The organism is Arthrobacter sp. NPDC093128 (assembly GCF_040683875.1).
GTDB lineage: Bacteria > Actinomycetota > Actinomycetes > Actinomycetales > Micrococcaceae > Arthrobacter.
In genome coordinates, this window is the sequence record NZ_JBFBEY010000019.1 from 20,176 (window position 1) to 35,047 (window position 14,872).

14 protein-coding genes and 1 pseudogene are annotated in these 14,872 nt (G+C 60.4%); 8 read left to right on the top strand and 7 right to left on the bottom strand.

Annotated elements, in window-relative coordinates:
• Nucleotides 1-104: 104 nt before the first annotated feature.
• On the bottom strand, nt 105-587 hold the full coding sequence (locus AB0N24_RS20390) for a helix-turn-helix domain-containing protein (RefSeq protein WP_364128243.1): 483 nt from the start codon (nt 585-587) through the stop codon (nt 105-107).
• Between the two features lie 126 nt (nt 588-713).
• On the opposite strand from AB0N24_RS20390, the gene AB0N24_RS20395 reads away from it, so the two are divergent.
• From AB0N24_RS20395 to AB0N24_RS20430, 8 genes and pseudogenes are all read left to right on the top strand, one after another.
• Nucleotides 714-1,430, top strand: coding sequence for an SDR family oxidoreductase (locus tag AB0N24_RS20395; protein ID WP_364128245.1), 717 nt, complete (start codon nt 714-716; stop codon nt 1,428-1,430).
• Nucleotides 1,431-1,474: 44 nt separating this feature from the next.
• Nucleotides 1,475-1,999, top strand: coding sequence for a PaaI family thioesterase (locus tag AB0N24_RS20400; protein ID WP_364128248.1), 525 nt, complete (start codon nt 1,475-1,477; stop codon nt 1,997-1,999).
• A gap of 162 nt (nt 2,000-2,161) precedes the next feature.
• Entirely contained in the window at nt 2,162-2,371 is a 210-nt protein-coding gene (locus AB0N24_RS20405) for a hypothetical protein (RefSeq protein WP_364128251.1), read from the top strand.
• Nucleotides 2,372-2,401: 30 nt separating this feature from the next.
• A complete protein-coding gene (locus AB0N24_RS20410) occupies nt 2,402-2,923 on the top strand; it encodes a hypothetical protein (RefSeq protein ID WP_364128464.1) in 522 nt (173 codons plus the stop codon).
• 1,252 nt (nt 2,924-4,175) lie between these two features.
• Nucleotides 4,176-5,612, top strand: coding sequence for a sugar ABC transporter substrate-binding protein (locus tag AB0N24_RS20415; RefSeq protein WP_364128253.1), 1,437 nt, complete (start codon nt 4,176-4,178; stop codon nt 5,610-5,612).
• A 56-nt stretch (nt 5,613-5,668) separates the two neighbouring features.
• Complete coding sequence (locus AB0N24_RS20420; RefSeq protein ID WP_364128256.1) at nt 5,669-6,601, top strand: sugar ABC transporter permease; 933 nt, start codon at nt 5,669-5,671, stop codon at nt 6,599-6,601.
• The gene (locus AB0N24_RS20425; RefSeq protein ID WP_364128259.1) at nt 6,598-7,458 is read left to right on the top strand and encodes a carbohydrate ABC transporter permease; all 861 of its coding nucleotides are present in this window, start codon (nt 6,598-6,600) and stop codon (nt 7,456-7,458) included. The genes AB0N24_RS20420 and AB0N24_RS20425 overlap by 4 nt, the downstream gene beginning before the upstream one ends.
• Before the next feature lie 308 nt (nt 7,459-7,766).
• Nucleotides 7,767-8,015 (top strand): annotated as a pseudogene (locus AB0N24_RS20430) (sugar phosphate isomerase/epimerase); the annotation flags it as partial.
• A gap of 788 nt (nt 8,016-8,803) precedes the next feature.
• Here the strand turns inward: AB0N24_RS20430 and AB0N24_RS20435 are convergent.
• The 6 genes from AB0N24_RS20435 to AB0N24_RS20460 all read right to left on the bottom strand — a co-directional run bounded on the left by AB0N24_RS20435 (nt 8,804) and on the right by AB0N24_RS20460 (nt 14,872).
• Nucleotides 8,804-9,268: a VOC family protein gene (locus tag AB0N24_RS20435; RefSeq protein ID WP_364128261.1), complete on the bottom strand. Its 465-nt coding sequence runs from the start codon at nt 9,266-9,268 to the stop codon at nt 8,804-8,806.
• Between the two features lie 235 nt (nt 9,269-9,503).
• Nucleotides 9,504-10,253: an SDR family oxidoreductase gene (locus AB0N24_RS20440; protein WP_364128264.1), complete on the bottom strand. Its 750-nt coding sequence runs from the start codon at nt 10,251-10,253 to the stop codon at nt 9,504-9,506.
• Nucleotides 10,254-10,375: 122 nt separating this feature from the next.
• Complete coding sequence (locus tag AB0N24_RS20445) at nt 10,376-11,362, bottom strand: Gfo/Idh/MocA family oxidoreductase (RefSeq protein ID WP_364128266.1); 987 nt, start codon at nt 11,360-11,362, stop codon at nt 10,376-10,378.
• A 238-nt stretch (nt 11,363-11,600) separates the two neighbouring features.
• Nucleotides 11,601-12,887, bottom strand: coding sequence for an MFS transporter (locus tag AB0N24_RS20450; protein WP_364128467.1), 1,287 nt, complete (start codon nt 12,885-12,887; stop codon nt 11,601-11,603).
• A 102-nt stretch (nt 12,888-12,989) separates the two neighbouring features.
• Complete coding sequence (locus AB0N24_RS20455) at nt 12,990-13,982, bottom strand: Gfo/Idh/MocA family oxidoreductase (protein ID WP_364128269.1); 993 nt, start codon at nt 13,980-13,982, stop codon at nt 12,990-12,992.
• Entirely contained in the window at nt 13,982-14,872 is an 891-nt protein-coding gene (locus tag AB0N24_RS20460) for a sugar phosphate isomerase/epimerase family protein (protein ID WP_364128272.1), read from the bottom strand. Before AB0N24_RS20460 ends, AB0N24_RS20455 begins: the two co-directional genes overlap by 1 nt.

Genomic DNA, 14,872 nt, shown 5'->3' on the forward strand with positions numbered 1-14,872 from the left:
GAGAAGCAACCTGAGGCTTGATTCCAGGGAATCCGCCCGGCGGAACCGTGGCCAGAGGACGACGGCGGGAGGTACCGCCGTCGTCCTCTGTCCGGTTTTTGTTTTTACTGGTCGGACGCCGGGTCCGTACCGGCCGCTGACACAAGCGGTCCCAGCATCAGACTTCCTGGGGTGAACTCCTCACCGCATTCCGCACACGACACCACCGGTTTCAGGTCGGCCCCGCAACTGTGCCGGTAAGAGGCACGGGGTGTCTCGTCGCGCATCCATGTACTGCTCCACGCTGCGAGTGAAATGAGGATGGGCGCGACTTCGGCCCCGGAAGTTGTGAGGTGGTATTCGTAGCGCGGGGGGCGCTCGGAGTACCGGACGCGCTCGATCACGCCTTGGTCTTCGAGTCTGCGCAGTCGGCCCACCAGGATGTCGCGGGACGCGCCGGTGTTACGCGCGATCTGATCGAACCGGTGAACGCCCAAGGACATCTCGCGAAGCGCCAGCAGCGACCACCGCTCCCCGAGCACGTCGAGCCCCGCCGCGATGAAACACGCCCTGGGCGCATCTACTGCCTTGTCGGTCGGCCGATTCATCGTTCACCTGCTTTCGGTACTTTCTTCAAGTATACAAGTCAGTTGGAAAATCCAACTCACTCGACTACTCTGATGTTCTGAGGTCGCGACAACCGCGTCGCCGCCCGACCGACATCAGGAGAATCCTTGCCCCTGCTATCTGGCGCCGTCGTCCTCGTTACCGGTGCAAATGGAGGCCTGGGCCGCGAGCTCGTGGAACAGGCCCTCGCCCGGGGTGCTGCGAAGGTGTATGCGACGGCCCGCCGCCCGCAAGAGTGGAACGACTCCCGGGTCGTCCCCCTCGCCCTCGATGTCACCAACCCTGACTCGATCCGTGCCGCCGTTACCCTGGCCCGGGACGTCACCGTCCTTATCAATAACGCAGGCATGGGCGTCGAATCGGACACGCTTCTGGCACTCCCCGACGAGAAGATCCGTGAGGTCATGGAGACCAACTTCTTCGGACCGGTCGCCCTGACCAGGGCATTCGCGCCGGTGCTCGCCGCCAGCGGGACATCAGCGGTCCTGAATATCCACTCTGTGCTTAGCTGGATCGCACTCACCGGTGCCTACAGTGCATCAAAGGCCGCGCTGTGGTCGGCGACCAACTCCTTCCGGGTGGAACTGGCCCCCCAAGGAACGCAGGTCACGGGTGTGCACGTCGGCTACATGGACACGGCCATGGCTGAGGGCGTGGATGCCCCGAAGATCTCCCCGGAGGAAGTCGCGCGGAAGTCGTTCGATGGGCTCGAGCAGGGTGAGTACGAGGTCATCGTGGACGACATCAGCGCGGGCGTGAAGCTCGGCCTGTCCGGTTCGATCTCGGATCTGTACCCGGCCCTGGCAGCCAACACCCCGGCATGACCGCGACAAACCCTGACCTGCAGAGCTCTAAGGAGGAAACCCCGGTGTCAACCAACACCTCGGCGCAACGCTCGGAAACATTCACCTGGATTGACCCGGCAATCGCGCTCGAACAGCTGCCACGGCTGTCTGGTCTGGACTACTTTTACGGCCTCCGCGACGGTAGCATTGCGCCGCCGCCGATCGCTTCCCTCATGAATTTCGATCTCGTCGATGCGAGGTACGGACACGTCGAGTTCCAGTGCTCGCCGGGAGAAGCGCACTACAACCCCCTCGGAATGGTGCACGGCGGCCTGGCCTGCACGCTCCTCGACACAGTGCTCGGCTGCGCAGCACACAGTACCTTGGAAGCAGGGATCGGCTACACCTCTATCGATCTGGCGGTCAAGTACCTGCGACCCATCACGCTCCAGAAGGGTGCTCTACGCGCAGAGGGGTCAGTCGTAAAAACCGGCTCGCGGGTGATCTTCACCGAAGGCCGCCTCAGCACCGCCGACGGAGAACTCCTCGCCACCGCCACGAGCACGCTGCTCATCTTCCCCCACCAACCGGGCGCTCCGACAAGATGACTGATACCGGCACCGCCCTTGCCCTGACGCCAGCCGCTCAGGTTCGCGCCTTGCCCCCGGCCCCCTTTCGGGAATGCCGGCGCTGAGCCGCTTCGGCGTTCCCTTGGGGCTTGCCGGTCTTGGCGGCGGCAGGTCCGCCGCGAGGAGGTTTCTCGGGTCACGATGTGGCCGGAGGAAATCCTCTACGGGGCAGCCAGCTCGCTGTGGCTGATCCTGAACGCCGTCTACGTTTTTCGGGGCCCGAGCCGGAAAGGAGCATTCCGGTCAGACCTGCGACGCGAAGTGGCGGGGCCCTTCGCGTCCTTCATCCCGCTCGTGGGGATCCTGCTTTCGCCCCACTACAGCCAGTATCTGCCGCCATGGGGCGCCTGACTGTGTATAGGTTTCATTGCCGCCCTTGCCATCGTCGCCGCGCAGCTCCTCGCCCACTGGGTCACCGGCGGGGTGTCCATGCAGTCCATCCACCCCGGCTATCTTCTACCCGTCGTGCCCGGATTCTTCGTTGCCAGCATCGGTTTCTCAAGCATCCACGCCCATAACGCAGCCATTGCCGCGTTCGGCATTGGCGCGTTCTTCTGGCTGGTCATAGGAACCATCGTCAGCGTCCGCCTGATGACCGGCGGCGAGCTGTCACCAGCCGCTACAACCGGACTGTCCGCCTATCTCGCCGCGCCCGCAACGGCCAACATTGCCTGGATGCTGTCACATCCAGAAGCCGTGGGCTCGTCCACTTGGTCTAACAGGCGTGCCGGTGATCATGGCGCTGATGCAGCTCATGCTCCTCCCCGAGTACCGCAAGCTTCCCTTCACGCAAATGTTTTGGGTGTTCACCTTTCCCGTTGCTGCAACCGCGAACTATTCCATCCGCTGGCTTGCAACAACCGACCTCCCCGGCAGGGAAATTTACGCCTGGACGATTCTTAGCCTCGCAACAGCCTTCACCCTGGCCATCGCCGCTCGCACCGCCCCACAGCCATCGCCCCAAAATCGGCGAGACAAGCCACAGCACAGAGCACAGAAGTGCGCTGAAGCTCCTGCGAACACATACCTCAGTTGCATCGTTTAGCGGCGCTTCCCTGGGCTGCCGCATAGTAACCGCTTGCGAGTAGTGATACCTATCCGGCTGGCAAGCACACAGCCAGCGGCACAACATACCAAGCCACTCTTCGGCTCTTGCAACCAACTGTCAGCCGTGCCGCCGCAGGATATCCCGCCCGCGGTCGCCATCAATCCCACTGATTCGAAATAACCGGCACAGCCAAGGACCCACATGAGTTCACCAGCAGGACATCCAACCGCATGGACGGCCAACGTCGACCACAGGATTTTCATGGCACGAACAACGCATCCACACCGTCTCCATGACTGGTCCGACCTGCGGGGAACAACTGTGGAAGTCCGCCGCAATGGAACCTACTTCAGAACTGGCCGCGTGGTAGAAGCAACTTCGGAGCTGCTATGAATCGCGCAGGAAGGCGTCGAGTCGAGAATGATAATCGAGAAACTCGATGGCGATGCGGTCTGGGTTGAACCCCAGCAACTGCTCTTCTTTAACCGCCGCGGATAGCCGAAGGAGGCTTCCAGGCCCGCCATCAGCGGACCTTCACTGTATCCGTAACCTTCCGCAGCATCATGTTCACACTGCCCACCGGACGCTTCGTGCTCCAAGAATTTTAAGCTACGAAAGTCATGGGGTCCGCCGGCGTTGGGCTACGGGCCTAATGCCGTAGTCAACAGACTCTTTGACTCCTCATGGAAAGGACCTGAGAAATGAGAACCCTCGTAGCCGACCTCCGTGTAACCTCCAAAGCGGACATGGATAGTCACCCCTCGCACGCGGTTGCAGGAGCTATAGAGCCAGTAGGACCTGGCGCTTTACCAAGACGCACCCGTACCTCAGGATTACGCGAACCCGATCATGGGAGAAACAGGGCCTCATAGCCTCGGCCATGAGTTCGCTGGCTACGTCGTCGAGGTTGCAGCCGCGCACGTAACTAAAGGAATTTCGTAGATCCGCACACCGACTCGGGAGCTGGCACGCCCTCTAAGGTACGGAAGAAACGGATAGAGCCCGATCGCAGCAGAATACAAACAAAAATATTCGATGACGATCGAGAACTCCGGACCCCCAAGATCCGCACTAAAAGAATCCTTGACAGAGCCTTCCTGCAGCCCTATGTTTATTGCAACCGATCTCAGCAACCGATCTCACTGCTCATCAATGCAACCGATCTCAAAGGAGAGACTCGATGATCAACTGGCTCATCCCCGGACCTTGGGTAGCCCCACATTCAGCAGGCGTCGTTTTGAGTCCGGCATGCTCCCGCATCAGCAACCCAGCACACAGGAGAGATTCATGATAAAGAAGCGATGGGGCTTGGCGCTCGTCACAGCAGTCGTAGCTAGCCTTGCCCTCAGCGGCTGCTCCCCCTCAACTCCGGAATCTGGAGGGCCGGTGACGCTCAATTACTGGGACTTCCTCGATCCCAGCCAGGCTAATCCGCGCTCAAAAGCCCTGAAGGAAAATATCGCCAATTTCGAGGCGGCAAATCCGGACATCAAGATCAACCTCTCCGTTGTTTCACTGGGCGACATGCTGAACAGGCTGCCGCAGTCAGCAGCGGCCGGTCAGGCGCCGGATGTATTTAAGATGTTCACCCCGCTCGTCCCCCAAATGGCAGGCGCCGGCGTCTACTCGCCGCTGCCTGATGCTGCGTCCAAAGTCAAGGACTGGCTTCGCCCCACCGACACGCTTGCCGGTCCTGACGGCAAGCAGGTCGCAGTGCCCTACGAATACCGGACCTGCGCCCTTTACTACAACCAAAAGATTCTTTCTCAGATCGGTGCGGCCACTCCAACCACCTACGAGGAAGTCGTCGACGTTGCACGAAAAGCTGCCGCAGCTGGGTTCACCGGGTTCGGAACCGGGTTCTCGGACACCGATAACTCAGCCATCATCAGCACTTTCTTCAACTGCTTCATGACGCAGGTTGATCAGGAAATATGGACTGGGGACGGACAGGCAGATTTTGCGACAAAGAAGGGCGAGGAGTTTGGCAACTTCCTTACCAAGCTCCGGGACGCAAAGGCTCTGGGTAGCAATGTCGTTTCCGATACGTACGGCACCGTAGCAGACGGCATGGCCAGCGGCACTGTCGCAATGGCAGTCCTCGGCACGGAACGAGCCGTTTCCTTCGCCTCGCAGAACCCGGACCTCAAGTGGACCTCCCTGCCAAAGGCATCTACTGGCGACACCACCGGCACCACCATCGGGTGGACTCTGGGAATAGGCTCGGGAAGCAAGCACACAGAGGCGGCCTGGAAGTTCATCGAGTACATGACCGGTCCCGAAGCCGGCGCAAAGATGGCCACCGGCGGTGAGGTCCCCACACGCGCTGCCACTTATGAGCAGCCATTCTTCTCCACGCCCGAAGCGAAAACGGTGAACGACATCGCCGCCTACGTCAAGAGCAACAGCAAACCCCGCACATACTCCAATAACTGGACCTCGCTGGCCACCGGGCTCTCCCAAGCGGGACAGAAACTGACCCTCAACGGCACATCGGGCAGCGAATTTATCCGTTCCGCCCAGGATGCGGCCAACAAGAAATAGCCCCCAACGTCCGTCGGGAGCCTGAAAAATCAGGCTCCCCTCGGAAGGGAGAGATAATGTCAACAAACAGCCCGACCCGCACTTCATCTCAGACGGCCACCCCGCCCACAGGCATCCAGGCTTCCCGCCGGGCTCGTAAGGACCGTATGGTCTGGTTGTACGTCGTCCCCGTCACTGCCGTGTTCCTCTTTGTCTTTGTTGGACCGCTCATCTACACGGCATGGACAGCGCTCCACGAGACTTCGTACTACCAGATCGGCAAATTCTCCGGTCTGAACTCTTTTACCAAGCTGTTCTCAGACTCCGATCTGCCCGCCCGCATCTGGACAACCCTTGTATTTTCCCTCGGAGCTCTGGTCATTGCATTGCCCGCGGGACTCTTGTCTGCGATTGTGCTGAACAACCTGCACCGATTCAAGCGCTCCGTCCGCAGCCTCTTCCTGTTGCCGTGGCTCATGTCCCAGGCCACAGCAGGAACAATCTGGCTGTGGTTTCTCAACCCCAATTACGGGCCGGCCTCAGCTATCACTAAATCCCTTGGGTTCGGTCCTACTGATGTCTTCTCGTCCCCGAATAGTGCGCTCGTTGCCGTGACTCTGATGACGGCGTGGTGGTCCTACCCGCAAGCCATGCTTCTCTTTCTCGGCGCCCTTCAAACCATTCCAGAGGAATTGTACGAAAGCCTCAAAGTGGACGGCGGGGGGATCCGGCATGCATTTGTGAACATCACGTTGCCTCACCTGCGCAACACCATCGTCTCCGTCGTGATCGTTCTACTCATGCTCTATGTACAGATGGTCACCATCATCCTGGTGACGACACGAGGTGGTCCCATCGGATCGACCGAGACGCTGTCAATGCGGGTATACAACCAGATGTTCGACAAGTTCGATCTCTCCGGGGCATCCGCAACGGCTATCCTCCTTTTTGCCGTAAACATTGTCCTCACTCTTGTCGCGATTCGCTTCCGACGGAAGGAAAGCCTGTGAGCACCACAACTTCACGTCGCCAAGGCCGCGTCGGCGCGGTCCTTCGGGCGGTTCCGGCTTGGGCATACGTCACCCTCTCAGCTGCGATCGTTCTACCGCCTGTCGCATGGATCGTATCCACCTCGCTGAAAACCGCCTCGGATACCCTTGAGTTCCCGCCGAGATGGATTCCGGACCCGATCTCATTCGAGGGCTATGCGGGCCTGCTGACTTCAACGAACATCCGGTTTTTTGTTAACTCCCTCATCTACGCTGGCGGTTCGATCGCCCTCGCGTTGGCGATTTCCATTCCTGCAGCATATGTTGCCACCCGGTACCGAAGCCGCCGCATGGAAACGCTGATGACCGGGATCCTGGTGCTATCGATGGTTCCGGCAATCGTGGTCTTTATCGCGCTGTACTCCATGTTCGTCAAAACCACCTTAATCAACACCTACCCGATGCTGATCGTCGTCTACACGGCCATCATTTGTGGACAGACCATCCTGTTTCTTCGCAACTTCATCGAGAACATACCCGTCGAGATTGAGGAAGCGGCCGCGATCGATGGCTGCTCCCGGATACAGATCCTGTGGCGCATCATTCTCCCGCTCATCCGTCCCGGTATCGCTGCTGTAGCTATCTTCATCTTCGTGTTTGTTTGGAACGACTTCCTTGTAGGCACCGTCCTTGCCACCACAGAAGACATGAAGACCGTCCAGAACGGCATCGTGCGGTATATCACCACTGGCTTCGGTAGCTTCTGGGGTCTATTCGCGGCATTCATCGTCGTTGCCTTCATCCCCGTTCTCTCAATCTTCCTGGCGTTCCAGCGCTGGTTTGTTGCCGGCATGACGTCCGGTGGTGTCAAGGGCTAACTACAGCAAGAGTTCTGCTGCCCAGGCCCAACCTAGAAAAGCACGCCACATGGCCGCTTCCAAGCGGTCATGTGGCGTGGCCTTTCGCGACCAACTCACCGGAACTGCAATCCCTAAACTCTGACAAGCCCCTTAGCCCGCGTCATCAGCTGCTTGCAAGGGCTGAGTGTGCTCGAACGAAGGCAGATTTTCTCACCGGCATGAGCCTGACGTGTCGACGACGCCGGACCCACCGTGTGTCCCTCCGTGGACTCGCATTCCACACCAAAACGCCAGCGAAGGAGCCTGACCGGACCCGCCCGGACGCCCTGTTCAGCGGCCAGCGGGTACACTTCGGCTACGACGGCCTGGAAATCGCCTCCTCCGGAGACCGCCCGGACGCCTGGCGCTGGGAATAGCCCCGTTACGTCGAATCCGTACTCAATCTCCTGGACGAGTACATCTCAAAGGCCAAGCTGTCTGCGATGACCCCATCGACTTTCGCCTCGAAGGCATCGCCGGCTCCCGCGTGCCGGAGTGACATCGAACCCGAAGGCATCTGCCAACGCGCCGCCGAAAGCCAGCTCTCACCCCTCCTCAAAAGAACAGGCAGGCCTCCCACCGTAGCTGTGAACCCTGTTCGGCTCTTGTCGGCAGCCTTAACCTCAACCGCACTGCTGAGATTAGGATCATCTGCAGCCCGGAGCTCAATCGATGGACCGTCCCGAAGTGGCTGAGTCCATGAGGGACACGAGCATTCGGGGACGGCTTCTCATGGCTGCCCCTGGGTCATCACGAGCAACCAGATCCCCAGCCTCCCCAACGATGGGATCCAACTGCCACCCGGGTGGTGCAGCAGGCCGAATAGCAGTGGCCCCAGGGATGCAAGCGGTAGCCTGACAGCGCTCCCGCCTAGACCATTCCTGCATGTGGTCAGCGAAGACCTTGCGACGGTGCGCCGGGGAGATTCCCCTCAGCCACGAAGCGCTGGATCAGGAACCAAACAGCCTGCCGCGGAACACAGGCTCAGGCTGTGTTCCGCGGCAGGCGGCTCCCGAACAGGGGCCACTACCTCGCCCCTCTTTTAAGGGTGGTTCAGCAAATGTCGGGCACCCTTGGGATGGCACGATACGGGGATGCTTTGTGTCCCACGCGAGCCATTCCATCAGGTGGCGCAGCAAGTCCTTGCCTCGGATTTGTCCATTTGGATCGGTTTCTTCGGCAGAGAATCATTGCTGTCGAGGAGACTCAGACTCGTTTATGACCAGCGGCCCCTGCCGGCCGGGTTCATGGAGCATCGCTCCGGCTTCCATGCGACATTCCTCTACTTTGCCCGATCCCCACAACCCCTACATCACCGGGTGGCTCAAGAGTTGTCGGTTGGCTGCCAGTCTGGCGTCTGAATTAGCTCCACGCGGTTTCCGTCTGGATCGAGGATGTAGATCAGCAGGCCTCCTGCAACTGGGCCTGAGGCGGGTGCGACCGGTTCGGACAGGGCCCCATACCCGAGCGCGGTCATTCTGGCGTAGACCTTGCGCAGGTCAATGTCGGTGAAGGCAAGATGTGCCGTCCCCGGCTGCGCCTCTGATGGGTTAACGGCGGGTGGCGGATCCTCAACCTGGACCAGTTCCAGGTTGAAGGTCCCGTCACCCGTTGTGAGCATCAGTGCTTTGACCTTGACGTTGGGACGGCCGTAGAGTTCGCCGACGTATGGGCCCGATGTCCACGCTTTCAAGCGGGTAAGGCCAAGTCCTTCCACGTAGAACCGTGCGCTGCGCTCGATGTCTGTAACGTGCAGAGCAGTGTGATGATGTCGGATTGCAGTTTTCATTTCTCCCACCTAAACATTCCTGAGGGGCTTGAACTGGGCCAAAAGAACGGACATATCGTTATCTCCTCGTAGCTTAAGGCTTCAACTTCGCTTGGGTTCCGCAGTCACAGTCAGGATGTCAGAGCAGCCTTGAGGGGTCGGTGCTGGGTTTGCCTGCCGTATGGGTACGATGGGTTGCCACCCCGCAAAAAAGGTGTGTGAGTCTCTATGATTGCGAGGCACAGTGCAGGGGGTTTCAGGTTCCGATTCCCAGGTGTGCTCCGCCGGCCACATCGAGAGACACTCCGGTGATGTAGCGGTTGTCGGGATCGGTCAGAAAAAGGATGGCGCGGGCGACCTCGTCGGGTTCGGCAAACCGGCGCATCGGCAGTTGCGCTGCCCTCTTCGCCCGGTTGGCAGCCGCATCCGGGCCTGAATCTTTTGCAAACTGTGCCCACATGGGTGTGTTCACCGGGCCTGGTGCGATGGCGTTGACGGAGATGCCCTGAGGCCCGAGTAATTCTGCGAATGACCACATGATGTGAAGGACTGCGAGCTTGCTCGCGTTATAAGGCAGGTAGTTCAGGCGTGCTTCTTTGGCCGCGACGGAGGATAAGACCACGATGGCGCCGGCCGTGCCGGACTCAAGCATTGACTTTGCTGTCTCTCGTACCATCGAGAACGTTGCAGAGGCATTGATCCTCAGAATGGAGTCGAACTCTTCTGTGGTTGTCTCCATAATGTCCGGCGTGGTGCCGAGCACTCCTGCTGCATGGACGAGGACGTCGATGCGGCCGAATCTGGCTTTGATGTCCTGGATAACCGTCGCGCATTGTTGCTCGGACGTGATATCGAGAGGATAGAAGGCCCCCAGCGCCTGGTCCTCCTTAGGGGAACGATCAGCGCCGACGACGAGGGCGCCTGCGGCTACGAATGCGCTGACAGCAGCATCGCCGATTCCCCCGCTCGATCCGGTTACCAGAACCACCTGGTCTTTGAGGCTCATCGGTTCTCCCCACTCTGGATGCGGCTGCGCCGCGGTTCTCCTGCGGTCCGGCTGTGGGTTGCTCGCTTCATGTCTAATTCCTTAGTTATGGTTGTTCAGTCGACGGTCAGGTTTTTGAGATGTTACGGGGAGACCACATCCTCAGCGCGGGAAGGTGCCGCTGCCAGGACTGCATCGGCGATTTCTGTCGCGCGGAGGGCCTGGGCGAATGTGACTGCAGGGGTTCCACCCGTGCAAAACTTCAGCGCCGTCTCTGCTTGGCGAAGGAAGAGGTCGGAGGGGTCAAAGGTCTTTACGTACTGGCCGCCGTCACGTTCCCACACGTGAAGGGAGTCGTTGGACCACAACATACGGCCCTCAGTGGCCAGGACGTCGATGGTGAGGCTCCAGTCGCCCTGATTGAGTCCTTCAGGCTCCTGCCAGGGAGACCAGTAGCTCTGCATGGTGAATATAACGCCCTCAGGAAATTCGAGGGTGGAGACGACGTGCTCCGGCACCGGCGACCCATAGAGGCTACTGCTGGCGCTGCTGGCCAGTACTTTTGGGTCGCCGTCGAACCATGATGAGACTAATTCGATGGCGTGAATGCCATTCACTACAGCGACGCCGCCCTCCTTCGGGTCAGCGCGCCATGATTGGACGTTCTGCTTATGGGCGACGGAACGAACAGACACGGCGATCACGTTCTTGCTCCTGATCCATTGAGAGACCAGTGCGGCGGCGGGATGTTGGTGGAGCGTATACCCGACCATGAGCCTCTCATTCACCCCGGAAGCGGCAGCCAGGACGGCAGCACCCTCGGCATCTGCGGCCACCGGCTTTTCAGTCAACACTCGGAATCCCCTATTCAGCAGATCTGCGCATATGACCGGTTGCATGGTGGTGGGCAATGCTACGACTACCAGGTCCAGATTTTCGGGGTGGAGTTCCGCGGTTGTGGGCACCAGCTGTGCGCCCAGCTCCTGAGCGAGGGCGACGCCGCGCTCGTTCTTCTCCACAAGGATGGTGACGTTGGCACCTGCCGCGGCGAATGCCCGCGCGTGCCGTGATCCGGCCCAGCCGGCCGCTCCCACGACGGCGACGCGCGGGGCATGTGCTGTCGCGGTCATGATTTGACGCCACCGGCGGTCAGGCCGACGATGAACCAGTTGAACATAAACCTCTCCTTCGAGTTCGGTTGGATTCTTTCAGTAGAAATGAGATCGGTTGCTGAGATCGGTTGCAATAAACATAGGATTGAAGGAAGAACCTGTCAAGGATTGATGCGGTCCGGGTTTGGGTCCCGGCATTCTCGGTCGTCAGCGAAAGTTTTTTCGGTTCTGTGATCTGCCGCAGGCGGGCTCTGCATCAGGTTCTTGCTTCTCTAATGCCCGGTTGTACCGCCCCGAAGGCATCTTCCAGCAGACGTGGCTTGTTGACCATTATGGCTCCTGCCGAGAGCACCAGGAGCCAGGCTCCGAGCATGCCGAACGAGGGCAGCCAGCCGTCCCCCGGATGATGCAGTAGACCAAAAAGGAACGGGCCAACGCTTGCGAGGGCATAGCCGACTCCCTGGGCGAACCCGGAAAGAATGCCTGAGCCGGCTTGCGTTCGTGTTCGCTTATTGATCATCGTGAACGCAAACGGGTACGCGCCTTGGCCAAGACCTGCAATGACGACCCAGATCACGGCAGAGGCCGGTGGAGCAAAGATGATGCCTCCGTAGCCGATGGCGAATGCGACCACGAACAGGATAGCGACGGGTAGCGGGCGGGGCATTCTCACTACTACCAGAGGCACAATCAGGGCGACGGGCAGGGCGAGGATTGAATAGAGTGCCAGCATGGATCCAGCGGTTTCCTGGCTCATTCCCCTGTCGACAAGAACAGCCGGAAGCCAGGTGAGCGCCGCAAAAGTATTGCTTGAGCAACCGGCGAAGATCAGTGCCGCACCCCAGCCAATGGATGATCTCCAGGGTTTGATCGCTTTCGTGGGCGAAGACGGCCCATCGTTGGCTGGCGATGCCGTGGAGCGGGCAACAGTCCGCTTGCCTGCGAGAACAATCAGCCAAGGCATCGCAGCGACCGCGCTGAGGGCCGCCCAAATGCCGATGGAGAACCGCCAGCCATAAAGATTGCTCAGGGGGATGGCAGATTGGGCTGCCACGGCCGTGCTGGCGCCCAGGAGAGTTATGTGGAGCGCTGCGAGGATCCCGGTTTTGTCGGGAAAGTACTTGATCAGCAGAGGCGGAATCACGACATTGACCATCCCGATCCCGAGCATGGCGATCCAGGTGAACAGCAGAAATGCCGGGATGTTCCATCCCAGTGCGCGGCCGACCTGACCGAGTGTTGTCAGCAGGACCGCAACGAGTAGCAGGTGTTCCAGCTGGTTGCGCCGGAGGAGCGGCGGAGCCAGGAAGCCCATCACTGCGAAGCCGGCGGTCGGCAGCATCCCAAGGATCCCTGTCGTCACCGCGTCGAGGGGAAGGTCCTCGCTTATCGGGCCGAGGAGCGGGGACACCGCCGAAACCGCTTCTCTGGCGCTGAACGCGACCAGCAGGATGCCGGTAAGCGCGGTGAGCCGGCCGCGTAACGGTTGTCTCCCCGCTCCCCCGATTTGTGGTCTGCGCTGACGGAGGCGAAGTGGAGCTATGGTGGCACCTCCCATTTTCAGCAGGTTTGTCAGGGCACTGATCTACAGTGCCCGCATTAAGGACTGGAAGTGCAGTGGAGAATGGGCGAGCTCGGTTGGTTGTTAGCTTCCGTTTACTGCGTGGCTGGCCCATTCCCGGCCGGCTTGCTCTTCTGTCGGCAAACCGGCGGCAGCGAGAATCCGGTCGAGCAAGCGTTGGGTATGGACAGCTTCCCGGCCTGAGGTAAGCGGCTGCGCCCTGTCGGCAACCCGGTCCAGGAAATGATGAACGGCGGCCGCAAAGCCCAGAGTTTCTGTCGCAGTGGCCCAGCCATAGGCCTCGGCGCTAAGTTCCCGCGATGTGGTGACACCCTTGACCGTGGTTGAAACCGTCTCCGGTGCCCTGACTTCGACGGTCTTTCCGTCGCCGTAGGCGTCCAGTTTTTCGTTCCATGCACCTGCCGTGCGGGCTGCCATCAGGACGCCCATGTTCCCGGTACTAAAGCGGATGGTTGCTGCGATGCCGTCTTCTTCCCAAGGGTCGTCACCGGCGGCGTGCGCGGCGACGTCCACCGGCTCGCCGCCGCAGTACCAGCGGAGGAGATCGACCATGTGAATGGCGTTCTCGAATGTCGCACGGTATTCCGATCCAGGGCGGTTTTTCTGGGCGACGCAGAAGGTGGCGCCTTTGTCGCCAAAGACTTCCCGACCGGCCGTATAAACCGGGGCGTAGCGGCGGTTGAAGTCCACCATCAGGACTCGTCCCCGCTGGTCGGCGAGATCTGCCAGACGTTCTGCTTCATCGGTTGCCGGAGCCAGCGGCTTTTCGCAGAACACGTCAACATCACGGCTCAGGCACAGCTGGACGGCGTGGGCGTGCTCGGACCGCGGCGTGAGGACGAATACTGCATCCAGCTCCTGCGAATCCAGCATGTCCTCGACCGTTTTGTAGGCGGCGTTGAAGCCCCAGCGCCGGACCAGGTTGCCCGGGTCCTCACGCCGGGACACCAGAGCGGCCAACTCGACATCATCGCGTTGGACGAGGGTGGGCAATTGGGCAATGGTGGCGATATTGCCCGCGCCGACAACTCCGACGCGGAGACGGTTGGTGGTCATCAGGCGTTCCTCACTTCAGAGAGCATTGAGCGCAGGACGGCGGCGGATTCGCGGAATCCGTCCTCGGGCGCGGGGAGGTCTTGCGGGTGCCAACGGTACTCGAGTTCGATGCTCAGCACGTCGTCGTAGCCATGCTGCAGCAACGCGGCGAGGATGTCCGTCCATGGAACGACGCCGCCTCCGACGACCCGGGACCGGACCGCCCGTTCGGAAGCGTTGACTCGGGCTGTTTCCGTGGCGCGGAAGGCCGCGTTGGGATCCGTGAAGACGAGGTCCTTCACGTGAACGTGACCGATCAGGTCACCTTGAACTGCGAAGGCCTGTTCGTACGTTTCGTCGTGCGTGAATGTCAGGTTCGCCTGGTCATAGAGTACGCGGACGGCCGGATGGGCAATTTCCCGGACTAGGGCAGCGGTGTCTGCGGCGGTCTGGGTCATGGTGCCGAAGTGGTTTTCCACGCAAAGGCGAACGCCGGCCTGGCCGGCTTCGGGCGCGAGGGCCTCCAGCGCCTTACGCAGTTTGCCCCAACGCGCGGCGTGGTCGTTGTCCCCAGGGTGCCACGAACCAGCATAGACACGGACCCGGTCAGCGCCCAGCAGGTGTGCGGTTTCTATGGCGCCGCGGAATTCATCGACTGCTGTGCGCCATTCCGCGTCGTCCAGTGAGTTGATGGCGGTCGTGTAAGGCGTCAGACCTACGATGGGTATCCCTGCGGTTTCGGCCGCTTTCAGTGCCTCCATCGCGGCACGCCGGTCACCTAATGGCAATCCTGATTTGTAGTCATTCTGGTAAATGACTTCGGCGGCATCGAGCCCTGCGGCTCGGAATAGATCAAGTGCTTGGGGAACCGTGTGGTCCGGGGTGCCTAGTGTGTGACCGGCTAGCCGCAT

Coding starts and splice junctions, on each gene's coding strand:
- AB0N24_RS20390 (WP_364128243.1), bottom strand. CDS start 587: ATGAATCGGCCGACCGACAAGGCAGTAGATGCGCCCAGGGCGTGTTTC.
- AB0N24_RS20405 (WP_364128251.1), top strand. CDS start 2,162: ATGTGGCCGGAGGAAATCCTCTACGGGGCAGCCAGCTCGCTGTGGCTG.
- AB0N24_RS20415 (WP_364128253.1), top strand. CDS start 4,176: ATGTTTATTGCAACCGATCTCAGCAACCGATCTCACTGCTCATCAATG.
- AB0N24_RS20420 (WP_364128256.1), top strand. CDS start 5,669: ATGTCAACAAACAGCCCGACCCGCACTTCATCTCAGACGGCCACCCCG.
- AB0N24_RS20435 (WP_364128261.1), bottom strand. CDS start 9,268: ATGAAAACTGCAATCCGACATCATCACACTGCTCTGCACGTTACAGAC.
- AB0N24_RS20440 (WP_364128264.1), bottom strand. CDS start 10,253: ATGAGCCTCAAAGACCAGGTGGTTCTGGTAACCGGATCGAGCGGGGGA.
- AB0N24_RS20445 (WP_364128266.1), bottom strand. CDS start 11,362: ATGACCGCGACAGCACATGCCCCGCGCGTCGCCGTCGTGGGAGCGGCC.
- AB0N24_RS20455 (WP_364128269.1), bottom strand. CDS start 13,982: ATGACCACCAACCGTCTCCGCGTCGGAGTTGTCGGCGCGGGCAATATC.
- AB0N24_RS20460 (WP_364128272.1), bottom strand. CDS start 14,872: ATGCGGCTAGCCGGTCACACACTAGGCACCCCGGACCACACGGTTCCC.